The following is a 14,783-nucleotide window of genomic DNA, read 5'->3' on the forward strand; positions in this document are numbered from 1 at the left end:
GACGAGCAATGGCCGCATCCGATTTCTCCAGCTTGATCGTCGCGGCGGCGAATACGATCGCGGCGCATGCCGACGAGCTGACCGCGCTCGACCAGGCGATCGGCGACGGCGACCATGGGCTGAACATGAAGCGCGGCTTCGAGGCAGTGCGCGCCGAAAAGGACACAATCGCGGCAAAACCGCTGCCGGACGCGCTGAAGGCAGTCGGCACCAAGCTGGTGATGACCGTGGGCGGTGCTTCCGGTCCGTTGTTCGGGACGCTGTTCATGGCGCTCGGCAAGGAATTGCCCGCGGCACCGGACCGCGCCGCGCTGACGACGGCGCTCAGCAAGGCGATCGAGGCGGTTTCGGCGCGCGGCAAATCGCAGCCCGGACAAAAAACCATGCTCGACGTGCTGCAACCGGTGTATGAGGCGCTGGCGCAAGGCAAGACGGGTAGCGAGATCGCCGATGTCGCCGACAAGGCGGCGGACGCCACCGTGCCGATGAAGGCCCTGCGCGGGCGGGCCTCCTTCCTTGGAGAGCGCTCGATCGGGCATATGGACGCCGGAGCGCGCTCGACCGCGCTGCTGGTGCGCGCAGTCGCTGAAACCGTCGAGGATCGCTGATGAGCAATGTCGGCATCGTCATCGTATCGCATTCGCCGCTGGTCGCCGAAGGCACGGCCGACATGGTGCGCCAGATGGTCGGCGACGAAGTGCCGCTTGCATGGTGCGGCGGAAACGGCCATGGCGGGCTCGGAACCAGCGTCGAGGCGATCATGGGCGCAATCGACAAGGCCTGGTCGGAAGCGGGCGTCGCCATCCTGGTCGATCTCGGCGGCGCCGAAACCAACAGCGAGATGGCGGTCGAGATGATCGGCGAGCCGCGCTCGCATAAGATCATCGTCTGCAACGCGCCGATCGTCGAGGGCGCGGTGATGGCGGCGACGGAATCTTCCGGCGGCGCCTCGCTCAAGGAAGTGGTGGCGACGGCGCATGAATTGTCGCCGTCGTGAATGAACGGGAACCGACTGAATGTCCGCATCCGCCGAAGCCACGGTTCTGATCACCCACGATGTGGGCCTGCACGCGCGCCCTTCGGTGAAGTTCACCAAGCTCGCCAAATCGTTCGCGGCCGAGGTGGAAGTGGCCGTCGCCGCCAACGGTCCCTGGTTCGACGCCAAGAGCATCGTCAAGGTGATGGCGGCCAAGGCGCCGAAGGGAACCGTGCTGCATATCAGGGCGAGAGGTGACGGCGCTGAGGAAGCGGTCGGCGCGCTGGTCGACCTGGTGCAGCGGGACTTCGACGAGGACAGGGACCATGCCCGGTCCGCTTGAGACCGACGAATATGGCCTCGAACCCGCAAGGAATGCGGGCCATGCGGATTGAGGGCATTCCCGCCTCGGCCGGCTATGCCGAGGGTCCGCTATTCGACCTCGACCAGCCCCCGGCTCTCTATAGAGGCAAGGCAAGCGCGGCCGAGGAAAACGTAGCGCTGAAGGCGGCGATCGGCAAGGCGGTGAGCCGGCTGACGTTGCTTACTGAAACCGCCGATGCGGACGCCGCCGGCATTCTCGAATTCCACATCGCCATGCTGGAGGACGACGCGCTGAGCGGTCCGGCCTTCGCGGCTATCGATTCCGGGCAGCCGGCCGATATGGCCTGGCGGCAGGCGCTGGACGCCGAGATCGCCGGCTACGAGGCGTCCGACCAGGACTATTTCCGGGCGCGTGCCGCCGACCTGCGCGACATCCGCGACCAGGTGCTGCGGGCGCTGAGCGAGGACAGCGATATGGCGGCACCCCCCGGCGCCATCCTCTACGGCACGGACATCGCGCCGACGCGCTTCCTCGAAACCGACTGGAGCAGAGGCGGCGGCATCGCGCTCAAGGCCGGCAGTTCGGCCAGCCATGTCGCCATGCTGGCGCGTTCGCGCGGTGTGCCGATGGTGGTGGGGCTTGGCACTTCAGCGGATAAACCCGCGGGGAACGCACTGCTCGACGCCGAGCATGGCGCCATCGTGGTTTCGCCCTCGCCGGCGGAGATCGAGGCTTTCCGGCAGTCGTCCTCCTCCTTCGCGGCGCGCCAGGGCAAGGCGCTGATTTTTCTCACCCAGCCGGCGGTGACCAAAGCCGGCACCCCCGTGCGGGTGCAGGTGAACATCGCCTATCCTTCCGATGTCGACGGCATCGACATCGATACCTGCGACGGTGTCGGCCTGATGCGGACGGAGTTCCTGTTCGGCAGGATGCTGCCGGACGAGGAAACGCAGTACCAAGCCTATCGCAAGGTGCTGGAGTGGGCCGGAGAAAAACCGGTGACCATCCGCACCGTCGATGCCGGCGGCGACAAGCCGGTTCCCGGCTTCACCGTCGAGGAAACCAACCCGTTTCTCGGCCTGCGCGGCATCAGGCTGTCGCTGGCGCGGCGCGAGATATTCCGGGTGCAAATCCGGGCATTGCTGCGTGCCGCCATACACGGCAATCTGAAGGTGATGTTTCCGATGGTCGCCACGTCTGACGAGTACAGCCAAGCCGCAGCGCTGTTCGCCGAAGAGCAGGCCGCTCTCGCGACGCGCGGTGTTACGCACAAGCTGCCGCCACTCGGCATCATGGTCGAGGTGCCGTCTGTCGCCATCGCGCCGGAAGCCTTCGCCGACGTCGCCTTCTTCTCGATCGGCTCCAACGACCTGACCCAATATGTGATGGCGGCGGCACGCGACAATGCCGCCGTCGGGTATCTCAATTCGGTCCGTCACCCGGCCGTCGTGCGGCTGATCGCTTCGGTCGCCGCCTTCGGACTGGAGAAAGGGATTCCGGTCAGCCTTTGCGGCGATGCGGGCGGCGATCCGGCCGCCATTCCGGCGCTGCTCGAGGCGGGCCTGCGCGATCTTTCGGTCGCGCCGGCGCAGCTCGCCATGGCCAAGGCGGCCATCGCGGACGTCTCGGTGTAAGCGCGGCATGGCCAAGGCAGCCAAGATGCAGGAAGCCGGCTCGGAAGACGCGATCCGCGCCTACAAGACGATCCTGTCGCAGGTCATCGACCAGCGGCCGTCGGGCATGCGCCAGCGGCTCGCCGATGCGCTCGGCAAGCATCGCAGCTTCGTCACGCAGATCTCGAGCCCGGCCTACTCGATCCCGATCCCGTCGAAGCATTTGCCGTCCATCTTTTCCGTCTGCCATTTCAGCCCGGCCGAGCGCGACCAGTTCCTGGCCGCCTATCACCAGGCGCATCCCGGCAAGCTGCCGGCGGCTTCGGGTCCGCGCAAGACGCGCCACGTCTCGCTCATCGTGCCCGACTTCGGCGACGACAAGCAGAACGCGGCGCTCGACCGGGCGATCAACGAATTCATCCAGAAGATAACCAGCATCGCCGGCAAGGGCAGCGGCTGACTACAGCAATTCCAGGAACACTGTGCAGCGGTTTTCCGTTGGGAATTGCATAGATCAAGGACCATTCGGGAGGACGGCCATGAAGAAGTTTCTGAATTCAGTGGACACGGTCCTAACCGAAAGCCTCGACGGCTTCGTCGCCGCCCATTCCGACATCCTCGCGCTCGGCGACGAGCACAAGTTCGTCCGCCGCAAGGCACTCAAGCCGGGCAAGGTGGCGTTGATCTCCGGCGGCGGCTCCGGCCACGAGCCGCTGCATGGCGGGCTGGTCGGCCACGGCATGCTGGATGCCGCCTGCCCCGGCCAGGTCTTCACCTCGCCGACGCCGGATCAGATGCTGGCGGCGGTGCAGGCAGTAGACACCGGCGCCGGCTGCCTGTTCATCGTCAAGAACTACGAAGGCGATGTGATGAATTTCGACATGGCGGCCGAAATGTCGGAAGGCGTGCTGCAGGTGGTGACCAATGACGACGTCGCGGTCGAGAATTCGTCCTACACGACCGGCCGGCGCGGGGTTGCCGGCACGCTGGTGGTGGAAAAGATCGTCGGCGCCGCGGCCGAGCAAGGCATGGCCCTGCCCGAGCTCAAGGCGCTTGGCGATCGCGTCAACGGCGCGACGCGCTCGATGGGCGTGGCGCTGACCAGCTGCACGGTGCCTGCGGCGGGCAGGCCGACTTTCGAAATCGGCGACAACGAGATGGAGTTCGGCGTCGGCATCCATGGCGAGCCCGGCCGACGGCGCGATGCGCTGAAGAGCGCCGACGCCATCGCCGAGGAGGTTTGCGCGGCGATCGTCGGCGACCTCGGCGAGCGCGCAAAAGGACCAGCGCTGTTGTTCGTCAACGGCTTCGGCGGCACGCCGTCGATGGAGCTTTATTTGATGTACAACAGCGCACGCAAAATCTTCGAGAGGAGCGGCGTGAGGGTGATCCGCTCTCTGGTCGGCTCCTATGTGACGTCGCTCGACATGGCCGGCTGCTCGATCACGCTGACCATGCTGGACAACGAAATGACGGTGCTGTGGGACGCGCCGGTTCACACGGCGGCGCTGCGCTGGGGAATGTAGCGGCTCCAGCCAGACCGAAGCCGCGTAACGTTAAACCGCCTTTGACGGCGCACCGGCCACGACGCTGGACAGCTTTCCAGCCTTGCGCAGGATAGGCGCCTCGTACTTCTTCCTGGTCATTTCATCACCCTCCGAATCCAAGTCAAGAATGAAGGAAAACCCCTCGCAAAGTCAATTCGCGGCCGGTTCCGCCGGCTTACGCCGCTTTCCACGATGCTTTTTCCGCAGACATATTCGCAGTATTGTCTGTTAGTGCCTACGCTTCGACCGGGTTCATGCTGCCACCCCTTTCGCCTGCCGATGAAAAGCTGTTGCTATCCTTTGCCGACCCCCAGGCTCAGGTAACCGGGGCGCTGTCAGCCGGGCCCCTTATGGCGCTGCTCGCCAATGCCGAGTTCCACGGCGTGCTGCCGATCATGCTGCGCAAGCTTCGGGAAATCGGCGACGCCAACCTGCCGGAAGATACGGCCTTGCGGCAGAGGCTCTCCGAGCTGCGCGACCAGGCGACGATCGCGACCGGGCAATCGATGCTGCTGCAATATCACGGCGACCGCATCATGAAGGCGCTGGCGGCGAAGGGCGTTGCGGCCCGCATCGTCAAGGGTCCGGTCTTCGCGCGAAAACTCTACCGCCATGCCGCCGACCGGCCGTTCACCGACATCGACATCCTGGTCGATCCAAACAGCATCGGCGCGGCCAACGGCGTGATCGCCGCATGCGGCTTCGAGCTGGCCAGCGGTGAGGCCCAATCGCATGAGTTGCAGGAATTCAAATGGCTGGAGAAGGAGAACTCCAGCCTGCTGATCGAGCTGCACGGCAATCTGGTGCACGATACCGGCATGCGCAGGCGGCTGTCTCTCGGCTTTCGTGAGTTGCAGGTCATCGATGGCGGCGAGACCGATACGCCGGCGTCTCTACTCACCATCGCCATCGTTCACGCCGCCGGCGGCCACAAATTCCACCGGCTGCAGCTCTGTGTCGACGTGCTGCAGGGGGTGCGTGCGCTGCAATCGCCAGAGGCGGAAGCGCGGCTGCTCGAGGCAGCGCGCATGACCGGCATCGAGCTTGAACTGGCGACGGTGCTCAACGTGACTGGGCGCTTGTTCGGCGAGCCGCACGCGGTCGAGCTTGCCAACCGCATCAAGCCCGATCTGTCGATACGGCTCGCCAAATGGCTGATCACCGGCAACATGCTGCTTAGGGTCAATTCCCGCGACAAGATGCGCTCGCGCCTCAGCCGCGACGCTTTTCGTTGGGTGCAGCGGCTGGCGCGGGCGAGACCCTACCCGGCGTGAGTGGCTGCAATGATTTTCGGTGATCAGGAAAGGTACTGTGGCGCCGCGTTCCGTCACACCCCCCTCAGAGGGGGTGCTGTCCCGCCAGCGTTTCGGATTTTTCGGCACATCACGGCAATGACAGGCGTTTCCGCTAATCGCCGCGGTATTCGGAACTAAGCCCGATCCAGCACGGCGCGGATCAGCGCCGCCGCATCTGCCGGCCTCGCGCCGACTTCCAGGGTGAATGTCGGAACCGCTTTCACCAGCGCCGCAATCGTCGCCATCCGCCGCTTCTGCATCGGCAGCAAGCCGGTCATGCCGGTCCTCACGTTGTCGGTGGCAAGCGCAACCATGGCGTCGGTCCTGGCCATGGGGGTGAGCCGGGTCTGGCCGTCGGCCGAGCGCGCGAGGTGCAGAAGCGCCGCGACCGGTCTGGAACGAACATCTTCGATGCGGATGATCTCGCCGAGACGGTCCAGCGAGACGGCCTGCTCGCCCTCGGCGTCCCAGGTGTCGCCAAGGCAGGGAGAGAGAAATGGCAGCATCGTCGCGGTGTTGCGATGGATCTTCACCTTGCGCGGCATGCCCCAGGCTGCGGTGCCGCCTGGCGTCGTGCTGAGGATCATCACATCATCCGAGCAAAGGCCAAAGCCTTGCGATGCCAACGCCATGGACGTCGTCGACTTACCGGTGCCGCTCGGCGCATGGATCAGCACGAGTGCCTCGCGGCCGGGAAGCGTCAGGCCAGCGGTATGGAGCATGTGCTGTCCGCCGGCATCTAGCGCGGCATCCAGCACCATCATCAGCAGCGTCCATTTGACCTTGCTGTCGGGGTGAACGCGGATTTCGGCCCAGCCTTCGTCAGCATGGACCGAGGCCATCTGCAGGCCGGGGAAGATCAGATGGACGATGTCTGCGCCGTCAATTACCCGGCAATGGCCATCCAGCGGCACCTCGCCATCGAAGGCGAGCTTCCCTTCGGGCTTTTCGGACAGCGCCGGCGTTTCGAGGATATTGATGCGAAAGCCAGGTTGGACGGGTTCGCTGACACGCATGGTGCCTAGCATCAGGTCGAAGCTCGGCCAAAGCTCGGGTCGCGATGCCGATACCTTGATGACCTGACCGTTGAGGTCATAGCAGAAGGTGGTTGCTGCACCGGTCAAGCAGCGCGCGCCTTCGCCGCATCCGCATGGTGGCGATAGATCTCAACCATGCCGGGAAGGCTGTCGCTGACCACCGGCTTGCCGTCGAGGCAGACCCAGCAATGCGCCGACAGTCGCGGCGCGTGCATCGATTTCGAATCGACGCCGAAGCGCAGTTCGGGGTCGAAGCCGGCCATGCGCAGGAAGCGGAAGCCGAGCAGCCCTTCCCGCAGGCATCTGCGGTCGCGCATCAGCCAGGGATGCCGGACCGTGCGGTTGACGCGGGTAACGATGTAGGACGACGTCAGGCCCTGATAGGGCGTAGGCGCGTCGAGCGGCGCCCATTTCAGCACCGTCTCGAAGTCGCGCTGGCCGATCAGCAGCGGCATCAGCCGGGCGCTGAGCCACAAATGGGCTCGGAACAGGGCGCGCAGGAACGGTCCGTCGGCCATCACGCGTCCGGGTCGGCGAGGATGCCTTCGGCCACGAGCTCGGCGGCCAGCGCCGTCATGTCGTCGCCGAGCGTCGCCTTGTCGACCTCGAATTCGTCCGACAGCAGATCGACGATCTGATCGAGATTACGGGTGCCGTCGACCTTGTCGAGGAAGGCCTCGGTGGTGCCGTTGCAGGTGTAGAGCTGGCCGCTGCGCGCCAGCAACACGACGGCGCCGTCGCCGACATGCTGCACCGAGGCGTCGTCCGCCATTCGGAGAACCGTTTCAGAGGCGATTTCGACCATGCGCCCGCTCCCTTTGCCGAAGTGCAATTAGCGCGGCATAAAGGCGCTGTCCATCGGCGGATGACAAATCAGCAACGCGGTCGGCCGCACCTTCTCACGAGCGTCGCGAAGAATACCCGCATCCAGACCAAGCAGACCGTCAGGTGTCAGCCGGCCGGGCCGATCGAACCGGTCGCGGTGGCAACAACGTTCGACAGCTTCTGGCGCTTCATCAACACCGGCTTTTCGTAGGTTCTCTTCATCAAAAAATCCCCGAGAACAATCCACGGCAGAAGAATGCCGAGCGGTTCCTGTCAAGGCGGCGGGTTCCCGTCAGGGTTGCCATCCTTCCCTCGAGTAAGCTATGAGTGCGCCGGGGCTTTTTGGGGGAGTGCACAGTATGCGTTACAATTGGGACCGGGCTCCTACGGCTTTCGAGCGCCATCGGAAGGCATTGGCGGCCGCCATTTTGATCGCCGGCGGCGTCGGGCTGATGCTAGCGGCACTGCCGCTCTAAGCCCATTCAGTCCGCCACCGGCGGAACGGCGCTCGAAGTGGAAGCGCCGCCAGGAGAAATTCGCCAAGTTGCGTCGACCAAAATGCAGGAAGACATGGCCGCGAGAAGCGGCTTAAAGCGCGTCGCACTGAGGCGGATTCAGGCGACGCGCTTTAAGTCTTTGTTTTATGCATGTCGTTTTCGCAAAACCGCTGCACACTTTTGCGCGACCATGCATTAGTCTATTGCAACACGGCAAATCGTTCCTGGGGAGGAAGCTTGATGGCGTCACGCTACCACGAGGTCTATGAGGGCTGGAAACGCGACCCCGTAGGGTTCTGGGCCGAGGCGGCCAAGGCAATCGACTGGTATTCGCCGGCCGAAAGCGTTTTCGATCCGACGGCCGGCGTCTATGGCCGCTGGTTCACCGGCGCCACCTGCAACACATGCTTCAACGCCATCGACCGCCATGTGGCGGGCGGCCGCGCCGACCAGCTGGCGCTGATCCATGACAGCGCGATCACCGGCACGGTACGCAAATTCACCTATGCGGAGTTGAAGCGCGAGGTCGTCGCGTTGGCCTCGGTGCTGAGGCATCGCGGCATCGGCAAGGGCGACCGCGTCATCATCTACATGCCGATGGTGGCGGAGGCGGCCATTGCCATGCTCGCCTCGGCCCGCATCGGCGCCGTGCATTCGGTGGTGTTCGGCGGCTTCGCCTCGCACGAGCTCGCCACCCGCATCGACGACGCCAAGCCGAAGCTGATCATTACCGCGTCCTGCGGCCTGGAGCCTGGACGCGTTGTCGCCTACAAGCCGCTGCTCGACAAGGCGATCGAGATGTCGAGGCACAAGCCCGACGCCTGCCTCATCCTGCAGCGCGAGCAGCTGCGCTGCGAGATGAGGGACAATTACGATTTCGACTATGCCGACGCGGTTGCTCGCGAGCGGGCGGCGGGCGCCAATGTCGACTGCGTGTCGGTCTTGGCCACCGACCCGCTCTACATCATCTACACCTCCGGCACGACCGGGCAGCCGAAGGGCATCGTGCGAGACAATGGCGGCCATATGGTCGCGCTGAAGTGGACTATGGACAATGAGTTCGGCGTCAAGCCGGGCGAGGTGTTCTGGGCGGCTTCCGACGTCGGCTGGGTGGTCGGCCATTCCTATATCGTCTACGGGCCGCTGCTGCACGGTTGCACCAGCGTGCTCTTCGAAGGCAAACCGATCGGCACGCCGGACGCCGGAACCTACTGGCGGGTGATCTCGGAGCATGGCGTGGTGGCGCTGTTCACGGCGCCGACGGCTTTCCGCGCCATCAAGGGGCAGGATCCGAGCGGCGAGTTCGTGCCGAAATACGATTTGTCGAAATTCCGCACGCTGTTCCTCGCCGGCGAGCGCGCCGATCCGGAAACCATCAAATGGGCGGAGCAGAAGCTCGACCGTCCGGTGATCGACCATTGGTGGCAGACCGAGACCGGCTCGCCGATGACGATCAACCCGGCCGGGCTCGGGCTTTTGCCGGTGAAATACGGCTCGCCCGGCGTGCCGATGCCCGGCTACGACATCCGCATTCTCGACGATGCCGGCCATGAGGTGGCGCGCGGCACGCTCGGCAATGTCGTGGTCAAGCTGCCGCTGCCGGCGGGCTGCCTGCCGACGCTCTGGAATGCCGACGCCCGCTTCCGCCAGGCTTACCTCGAGGAGTTCCCCGGTTTCTACAAGACGGCCGACGCCGGCATGATGGACGAGGACGGCTATCTCTATGTCATGGCCCGCACCGACGACATCATCAATGTGGCCGGCCACCGGCTTTCGACCGGCGCGATGGAGGAGGTGCTGGCCGCGCATCCCGATGTCGCCGAATGTGCGGTGATCGGCATCGCCGACGCGATGAAGGGCCAGGTGCCGCTCGGCTTCGTCGTGCTCAACGCAGGTGTGTCGCGCGACACCGGTGCCATCGAAAGCGAGGTGGTGGGCCTGGTGCGCGAACGGATCGGCCCGGTCGCCGCCTTCAAGACGGTGGTGACGATCAAGCGGCTGCCGAAGACGCGCTCCGGCAAGATCCTGCGCGGCACGATGCAGAAGATCGCCGACAAGGAGGAATGGACTATGCCGGCGACCATCGACGATCCTGCCATCCTCGACGAGATCACGGCGGCGCTGGAGAACCGAGGCATCGGGCTTTAAACCACTTCGCAAGCGCCTACGATTGGGACGTCAGGCGCTTTCACGAATTCGTCCCGCACTGCAATCGCCTGTTGTGCAATGCAGCAACAGACCCTAAAGTTCGTCTTGGGGGGCCATTCCCAAGGCAAGGCATGGCTCAGCACAAGACGACTTTCGGCGGCGTCGACATATTGCGTTTCCTGGCCGCCGTCATGGTGATGTTCTATCACTATGGCTTCTGGGTATGGGCGTTTCCCAATGGCGTCTCGGCACGCGCCACCGGCGGCATCGCGGCCCATCCCGAGATGGGTTTTGTCGGCTCCGGCTGGGTCGGCGTGCAGGTGTTCTTCGTCATCAGCGGCTTCGTCATCGCCTTCAGCGCGGAAAATTCGACGCCGCTGAAATTCTTCGAGGCCCGCGTCAGGCGGCTGGCGCCGGCGGTCTGGGTCTGCGCGCCGATCTCCGCGATTGTGCTGTTGCTGGTGGGCCTGTCCTGGCCGACGGATGCCGTGGTGCGGCTTGCCCGCACCGCGCTGTTCGTGCCCTTCGAGCCGTGGGTGGACAGCGTCTACTGGACGCTCGGCATCGAGATCGCCTTCTACGCCATCGTCTGGATCCTGCTCAGGCTTGGACGCTTCGATCTGATGGAGGCCGTCGCCGTCGTCATCGGCCTCGTCAGTACGCTATTTTGGTGCTTCTATTTCCCCTTCGGCTGGACCGATCTCGCGGAGACGCGCTGGCTGCAGCTGACGCTCGTGCATCACGGCGCTTTCTTCGCCGTCGGCGTGCTCATCTGGCTGATGCGATTCAAGGCGGTGACCATCCAGCGCCTCGGCTTCTCAGCCCTTTTCCTCGCCGGCGGCGCGCTGCAGATCATCAGCTCGGTCGACGTGCACAGCATCAAGGTGGAAGCCGCGATGCCCTACGCGCCGCCGATCATCATCTTCCTCGCCGCCGTGGCTCTGATGGCGTGGTCGCTCCGGCTCGATCTTTCCTGGCGCGGCTGGCGCCGGATCGGGCTGATGACCTATCCGCTCTACCTCATCCACGATGTCGTCGGCGCGGCGATGCTCGGCACCCTGATCCGGGCGGGCGTGCCCTATCTCGTCTCGATCCCGATCGTCGGCGCGGCCATGATCGCGGCAAGCTGGCTGGTGGCGGCCGAGGCCGAGCCGCGCATCCGCCTGCTGCTCGACCACACGCTCTTCCGCTACCGGTTGAAAGCCGCCTAAAGCGCGTCGCGATCTTTCAGATTCGCTCCGTGCGCTTTAGGTTTTTGACTTTACGCATGTCTTTGTCCCGAAACCGGTTCCCACTTTCGGGAGACATGCTCTAAACTCCGCAGCAGCTCCCAGTGTGGAATTGTTTGCATTCGGCTGATATCGAGACTTGGTACGCGCTCCGCCGCGCGATCCTAGTTTAAGTACCGAGCTGCAATCCGTGAGTCTGTTCCAGCGATCGAGACGACCCCGCCCCTTGCCGCGCGAACGGCTGGTGATGGACATGCGCGAGACGGTGGTCTACGCGGTCGGCGACGTGCATGGCTGCTATGACCAGATGCGCGTGCTGGAGCAGAAGATCCAGCTCGACGCGGCGAAGTTCCGCGGCCGCAAGATCATCATCATGCTCGGCGACTATATCGACCGCGGGCCGCAATCGCGGCGCGTGATCGAGCACCTCATGGCGCCGCCGCCGAAAGGCTTCCTGCGCGTCTGCCTGGCCGGAAACCACGAGGTGGCTATGCTCAACTATCTCGACGGCTATCTGTCGCGGGAGCCATGGCTCGCGGTCGGCGGGCGGGAGACCCTTTATTCCTACGGCGTCGATCCGGCGCACCTCGCCAATCTCTACGCTTCAAGCGATGAGGTCGACGAACGCATTCGCGAGGCAATACCTGCCGGCCATATCGGCTTCCTGCGCTCGCTGCCGGTGATGGTCTGCTCGGATGAGTTCGTGTTCGTGCATGCCGGCATCCGGCCAGGCATCGCGATCGAGGCCCAGGACGAGGCCGACCTGCTCAACATCCGATCCGATTTCCTCGCGGCGGCGCATCGCCTCGACCGCTGGGTCGTGCACGGACATACGATCGTGGACGTCCCAACGCTCGACGGGCGCCGGCTCGGCATCGACACCGGCGCCTTCCAGAGCGGCCGGCTGACCGCCCTCAGGATCGTCGGCAAATATGGACGGCTGCTGTCGTCCAGGGATTGAGGGAGAGTTCCTTAAAGCGCGTCGCGCTGACGGATTCAGGCGACGCGCTTTAAGTCCTTGTTTTGATGCATGTCGTTGTCCCAGAACCGCGTACACTTCTGGGCGACATGCATTAGAGCAATTCGGACCGCACCGAGTATGGCCCAAGCACCGTTTCGCCATTCTCAGGTCGGCGCCAGTTCGGCATCTGCGGCGGCGCCAAAGGACAGCAGATCGCCTTGCCATTTGCTGCGCTTGAGGAACTGTTCCCAAGTCACGGCATCCGGATCGATTTTTCGGCTCCAGGTCAGATCGCGCCCAGGGGCGTAGTAGCCATATTCGACGGCGTATTCGACCATACCCACCAACTCGCGCACGAGATGCTCATTGTCGGCGAAGCTCGGAAAATGGCGTAACAAGTCCTCACGCGAATAGGCAGAGGCATAGCGCGCGCGCTTTCCAGTGACCCGCACAAACGTGTCCACCATCTGTTGCGCCGAGATAAACTCGCCGATCACAGGCAGGACTTCGCCAGCGTATCGCGCCGAGCGGTCAAAGATGTCGCGCACCGCCGGGCCGGCGGCAGTGAGCGGATCACAGAACGGCATGGGGATGTCCGGCGGCAAGTATATGGCAAACGTTATGCCATCCTCCCCGCCCTGCGGCACGTAGTATTCCAGGAAATTGGTGTAGTAAAACGCCAGATACACAAACGAGCTGCGGACGGGCAAGCCGCGAATGTAGTCCTCTACCTTTGCCTTGTCCGTGAAATGCGGCGCCCACTTGGTGCCGCCGGTGATGGCTTCGACATTTTCGAGTCCGCTGAACACCACGTGCTCGACGCCGGCGGCCACCGCCGCATCGGCCAACTCCTTGCCCAGGGTGAGTTCGGGTTCCGCCGGCGGCACCTTGACGATGGGCGGCGTCATCAAGAACGCCCCAGCCGAGCCTCTCATTGCTTCGGTCAGCTCGGCCTGCCTGCCGAGTTCAAGAGGCGCCACCACGACTTCGGCACCCTTCTTCGCCAGGGCCTGCGCGGGTTGGCTGTCGAGGCGCCGCGTCAGTGCTCGCACCCGGTAGCGCCCACTGTCGAGCAAGGAATTGGCGACGCTACGCCCTTGCTTGCTCGAGGCACCAACCACGGTGATCAGAGGTTTGGAAGTATCGACTTGGCTCATGCTGGTCATCCTGGTTGAGGGCGCACCGCTTCAGCCTCCGATCGACCTCCACCATGGCCTCGGGCGCGTCCGCATGCGGCCTTGACCACGAAGTCTCGGCTGGTGCGAGCTATATTGGAAATCATAAGAATGTTCGGCTACTATCCATGTGGTGGATACCAAGCGCCTGGACCTCAATCTGTTGGTTACCCTGGAGACGCTGCTGGTCGAGCGAAACGTCACGAAGGCGGCTGCCCGATAACCTCAGCCAGCCAGCGGTAAGCGCCCAGCTAAACCGTCTCCGGCGCGAGTTCGATGACCCGCTGCTAATTCCTGCCCAGCGAGGTATGACGCCGACGGTCAAAGCAATGGAGTTGCTCGATCCGTTGCGCCAAGCCCTTGATCAGGTTCGCGCCACGGTCGCCTCGCACAGGAACTTCGATCCGGCGAAGGCCAATCTGACCTTCGCAATCGCCTGCACGGACTATCTGCAAGCGGCAGTGGTCAAGCCGCTCGTTGTGGAACTCAGGACGCGAGCCCCCGGTGTTCGCGTCGCGATCCGCAATCTGGACGCGCCGCAGTTGGAAGCGCAGATGGCGCGCGGCGATGTGGATCTGGCGCTGATGACGCCGCAGGCGGCCTCGCCAAGTCTTCGCACGCGCCATCTGTTCGATGAACGCTATGTGCTGATCGGCCGCCGGAAGCATCCGCGGCTGCGGGACGGAATCACGGTCGCTGAATTTGCTGAGCTGGAGCAAGTGATCGTGTCTTTGGACGGGGGCAGCTTCGTAACGCCGTTGGACAGCGCTTTGGCTGCTCTCGGACACAAGCGTAACGTGGTGCTCTCCGCGGCTTCGTTCCTGTTTGTCCCGGAGATCGTGTCTCACTCGGACTTCGTGGCGCTGGTCCCGGAACGGTTGGTGCGCGACTCTGCGGACCAGCTTGAAGTGATGGACTGTCCATTCCCCGTTGAAGGCTTTGCAGTGGGAATGGTGTGGCATGAGCGCAATCACGGACACGTCGGCCAACGCTGGATTCGCGAAGCCGTCGTCTCACTTGTCGCGCATCAATCCTCGCCCCAGGCGCGTAACAATCCGGACTAGAGCGTTTCAGGTTTTGACGGAAGCGTATCCGGCGTTGTTGAAGTAGTTTGAGCATTCGTCGGGTTCTATGGTGGCGACGAGGTGTCCGATG

General features: G+C 64.1%; 16 protein-coding genes and 1 pseudogene. 12 read left to right on the forward strand and 5 right to left on the reverse strand.

The window, feature by feature from the left end; genetic code table 11:
* Positions 1-8: 8 nt before the first annotated feature.
* The 7 genes from dhaL (at position 9) to ABID26_RS14690 (ending at position 5,735) form a co-directional block, all read left to right on the forward strand.
* Positions 9-608: a dihydroxyacetone kinase subunit DhaL gene (gene dhaL / locus ABID26_RS14660; RefSeq protein WP_126096504.1), complete on the forward strand. Its 600-nt coding sequence runs from the start codon at positions 9-11 to the stop codon at positions 606-608.
* Positions 608-997 (forward strand): dihydroxyacetone kinase phosphoryl donor subunit DhaM, encoded by a 390-nt coding sequence (gene dhaM, locus ABID26_RS14665; RefSeq protein WP_095817697.1) that lies wholly within the window; start codon positions 608-610, stop codon positions 995-997. The genes dhaL and dhaM overlap by 1 nt, the downstream gene beginning before the upstream one ends.
* 19 nt (positions 998-1,016) lie before the next feature.
* Entirely contained in the window at positions 1,017-1,319 is a 303-nt protein-coding gene (locus ABID26_RS14670) for an HPr family phosphocarrier protein (RefSeq protein ID WP_126096505.1), read from the forward strand.
* Positions 1,320-1,360: 41 nt separating this feature from the next.
* On the forward strand, positions 1,361-2,935 hold the full coding sequence (gene ptsP / locus ABID26_RS14675) for a phosphoenolpyruvate--protein phosphotransferase (protein WP_189521397.1): 1,575 nt from the start codon (positions 1,361-1,363) through the stop codon (positions 2,933-2,935).
* A 7-nt stretch (positions 2,936-2,942) separates the two neighbouring features.
* Positions 2,943-3,374 carry a hypothetical protein gene (locus ABID26_RS14680; protein ID WP_245460149.1) on the forward strand — a complete coding sequence of 144 codons (432 nt, stop codon included), beginning with the start codon at positions 2,943-2,945 and terminating at the stop codon, positions 3,372-3,374.
* 79 nt (positions 3,375-3,453) lie between these two features.
* Positions 3,454-4,440 carry a dihydroxyacetone kinase subunit DhaK gene (gene dhaK / locus ABID26_RS14685; protein ID WP_126096507.1) on the forward strand — a complete coding sequence of 329 codons (987 nt, stop codon included), beginning with the start codon at positions 3,454-3,456 and terminating at the stop codon, positions 4,438-4,440.
* Positions 4,441-4,715: 275 nt separating this feature from the next.
* Positions 4,716-5,735 (forward strand): nucleotidyltransferase family protein, encoded by a 1,020-nt coding sequence (locus ABID26_RS14690; RefSeq protein WP_126096508.1) that lies wholly within the window; start codon positions 4,716-4,718, stop codon positions 5,733-5,735.
* A 155-nt stretch (positions 5,736-5,890) separates the two neighbouring features.
* On the opposite strand, the gene ABID26_RS14695 is transcribed toward ABID26_RS14690, so the two are convergent.
* From ABID26_RS14695 to ABID26_RS14710, 4 genes are all read right to left on the reverse strand, one after another.
* On the reverse strand, positions 5,891-6,880 hold the full coding sequence (locus ABID26_RS14695; protein ID WP_126096509.1) for a serine kinase: 990 nt from the start codon (positions 6,878-6,880) through the stop codon (positions 5,891-5,893).
* Positions 6,877-7,311 carry a lasso peptide biosynthesis B2 protein gene (locus ABID26_RS14700; protein WP_126096510.1) on the reverse strand — a complete coding sequence of 145 codons (435 nt, stop codon included), beginning with the start codon at positions 7,309-7,311 and terminating at the stop codon, positions 6,877-6,879. The genes ABID26_RS14695 and ABID26_RS14700 overlap by 4 nt, the downstream gene beginning before the upstream one ends.
* The gene (locus ABID26_RS14705) at positions 7,311-7,598 is read right to left on the reverse strand and encodes a PqqD family protein (RefSeq protein WP_126096511.1); all 288 of its coding nucleotides are present in this window, start codon (positions 7,596-7,598) and stop codon (positions 7,311-7,313) included. Before ABID26_RS14705 ends, ABID26_RS14700 begins: the two co-directional genes overlap by 1 nt.
* A gap of 146 nt (positions 7,599-7,744) precedes the next feature.
* Positions 7,745-7,840: a putative RiPP precursor gene (locus tag ABID26_RS14710; protein WP_126096512.1), complete on the reverse strand. Its 96-nt coding sequence runs from the start codon at positions 7,838-7,840 to the stop codon at positions 7,745-7,747.
* 515 nt (positions 7,841-8,355) lie between these two features.
* Here ABID26_RS14710 and ABID26_RS14715 point away from each other — a divergent pair.
* The 3 genes from ABID26_RS14715 (at position 8,356) to ABID26_RS14725 (ending at position 12,453) form a co-directional block, all read left to right on the forward strand.
* Positions 8,356-10,263, forward strand: a complete 1,908-nt coding sequence (locus ABID26_RS14715; RefSeq protein WP_126096513.1) for a propionyl-CoA synthetase — start codon at positions 8,356-8,358, stop codon at positions 10,261-10,263.
* A gap of 131 nt (positions 10,264-10,394) precedes the next feature.
* On the forward strand, positions 10,395-11,474 hold the full coding sequence (locus ABID26_RS14720) for an acyltransferase family protein (RefSeq protein ID WP_126096514.1): 1,080 nt from the start codon (positions 10,395-10,397) through the stop codon (positions 11,472-11,474).
* Positions 11,475-11,718: 244 nt separating this feature from the next.
* A complete protein-coding gene (locus tag ABID26_RS14725) occupies positions 11,719-12,453 on the forward strand; it encodes a metallophosphoesterase family protein (protein WP_348628130.1) in 735 nt (244 codons plus the stop codon).
* A 164-nt stretch (positions 12,454-12,617) separates the two neighbouring features.
* Here the strand turns inward: ABID26_RS14725 and ABID26_RS14730 are convergent, their stop codons facing one another.
* Complete coding sequence (locus tag ABID26_RS14730; RefSeq protein WP_126096516.1) at positions 12,618-13,610, reverse strand: NmrA/HSCARG family protein; 993 nt, start codon at positions 13,608-13,610, stop codon at positions 12,618-12,620.
* A gap of 146 nt (positions 13,611-13,756) precedes the next feature.
* Between ABID26_RS14730 and ABID26_RS14735 the strand changes: the two are divergent.
* Positions 13,757-13,906: pseudogene (locus ABID26_RS14735) on the forward strand (helix-turn-helix domain-containing protein); the annotation flags it as partial.
* 30 nt (positions 13,907-13,936) lie between these two features.
* Positions 13,937-14,692 (forward strand): LysR substrate-binding domain-containing protein, encoded by a 756-nt coding sequence (locus ABID26_RS14740; protein WP_354415907.1) that lies wholly within the window; start codon positions 13,937-13,939, stop codon positions 14,690-14,692.
* Positions 14,693-14,783: the final 91 nt, after the last annotated feature.

This window comes from Mesorhizobium shonense (assembly GCF_040545255.1).
Lineage (GTDB): Bacteria > Pseudomonadota > Alphaproteobacteria > Rhizobiales > Rhizobiaceae > Mesorhizobium > Mesorhizobium shonense.

What these genes read in the sequence shown, in the direction of transcription:
- ABID26_RS14700 (WP_126096510.1), bottom strand. Translation starts at nt 7,311, where the DNA reads ATGGCCGACGGACCGTTCCTGCGCGCCCTGTTCCGAGCCCATTTGTGG.
- dhaL (WP_126096504.1), top strand. Translation starts at nt 9, where the DNA reads ATGGCCGCATCCGATTTCTCCAGCTTGATCGTCGCGGCGGCGAATACG.
- ABID26_RS14720 (WP_126096514.1), top strand. Translation starts at nt 10,395, where the DNA reads ATGGCTCAGCACAAGACGACTTTCGGCGGCGTCGACATATTGCGTTTC.
- ABID26_RS14740 (WP_354415907.1), top strand. Translation starts at nt 13,937, where the DNA reads ATGACGCCGACGGTCAAAGCAATGGAGTTGCTCGATCCGTTGCGCCAA.
- ABID26_RS14730 (WP_126096516.1), bottom strand. Translation starts at nt 13,610, where the DNA reads ATGAGCCAAGTCGATACTTCCAAACCTCTGATCACCGTGGTTGGTGCC.
- ABID26_RS14710 (WP_126096512.1), bottom strand. Translation starts at nt 7,840, where the DNA reads ATGAAGAGAACCTACGAAAAGCCGGTGTTGATGAAGCGCCAGAAGCTG.
- ABID26_RS14705 (WP_126096511.1), bottom strand. Translation starts at nt 7,598, where the DNA reads ATGGTCGAAATCGCCTCTGAAACGGTTCTCCGAATGGCGGACGACGCC.
- ABID26_RS14680 (WP_245460149.1), top strand. Translation starts at nt 2,943, where the DNA reads ATGGCCAAGGCAGCCAAGATGCAGGAAGCCGGCTCGGAAGACGCGATC.
- dhaM (WP_095817697.1), top strand. Translation starts at nt 608, where the DNA reads ATGAGCAATGTCGGCATCGTCATCGTATCGCATTCGCCGCTGGTCGCC.
- ABID26_RS14715 (WP_126096513.1), top strand. Translation starts at nt 8,356, where the DNA reads ATGGCGTCACGCTACCACGAGGTCTATGAGGGCTGGAAACGCGACCCC.
- ABID26_RS14670 (WP_126096505.1), top strand. Translation starts at nt 1,017, where the DNA reads ATGTCCGCATCCGCCGAAGCCACGGTTCTGATCACCCACGATGTGGGC.
- ptsP (WP_189521397.1), top strand. Translation starts at nt 1,361, where the DNA reads ATGCGGATTGAGGGCATTCCCGCCTCGGCCGGCTATGCCGAGGGTCCG.
- dhaK (WP_126096507.1), top strand. Translation starts at nt 3,454, where the DNA reads ATGAAGAAGTTTCTGAATTCAGTGGACACGGTCCTAACCGAAAGCCTC.
- ABID26_RS14690 (WP_126096508.1), top strand. Translation starts at nt 4,716, where the DNA reads ATGCTGCCACCCCTTTCGCCTGCCGATGAAAAGCTGTTGCTATCCTTT.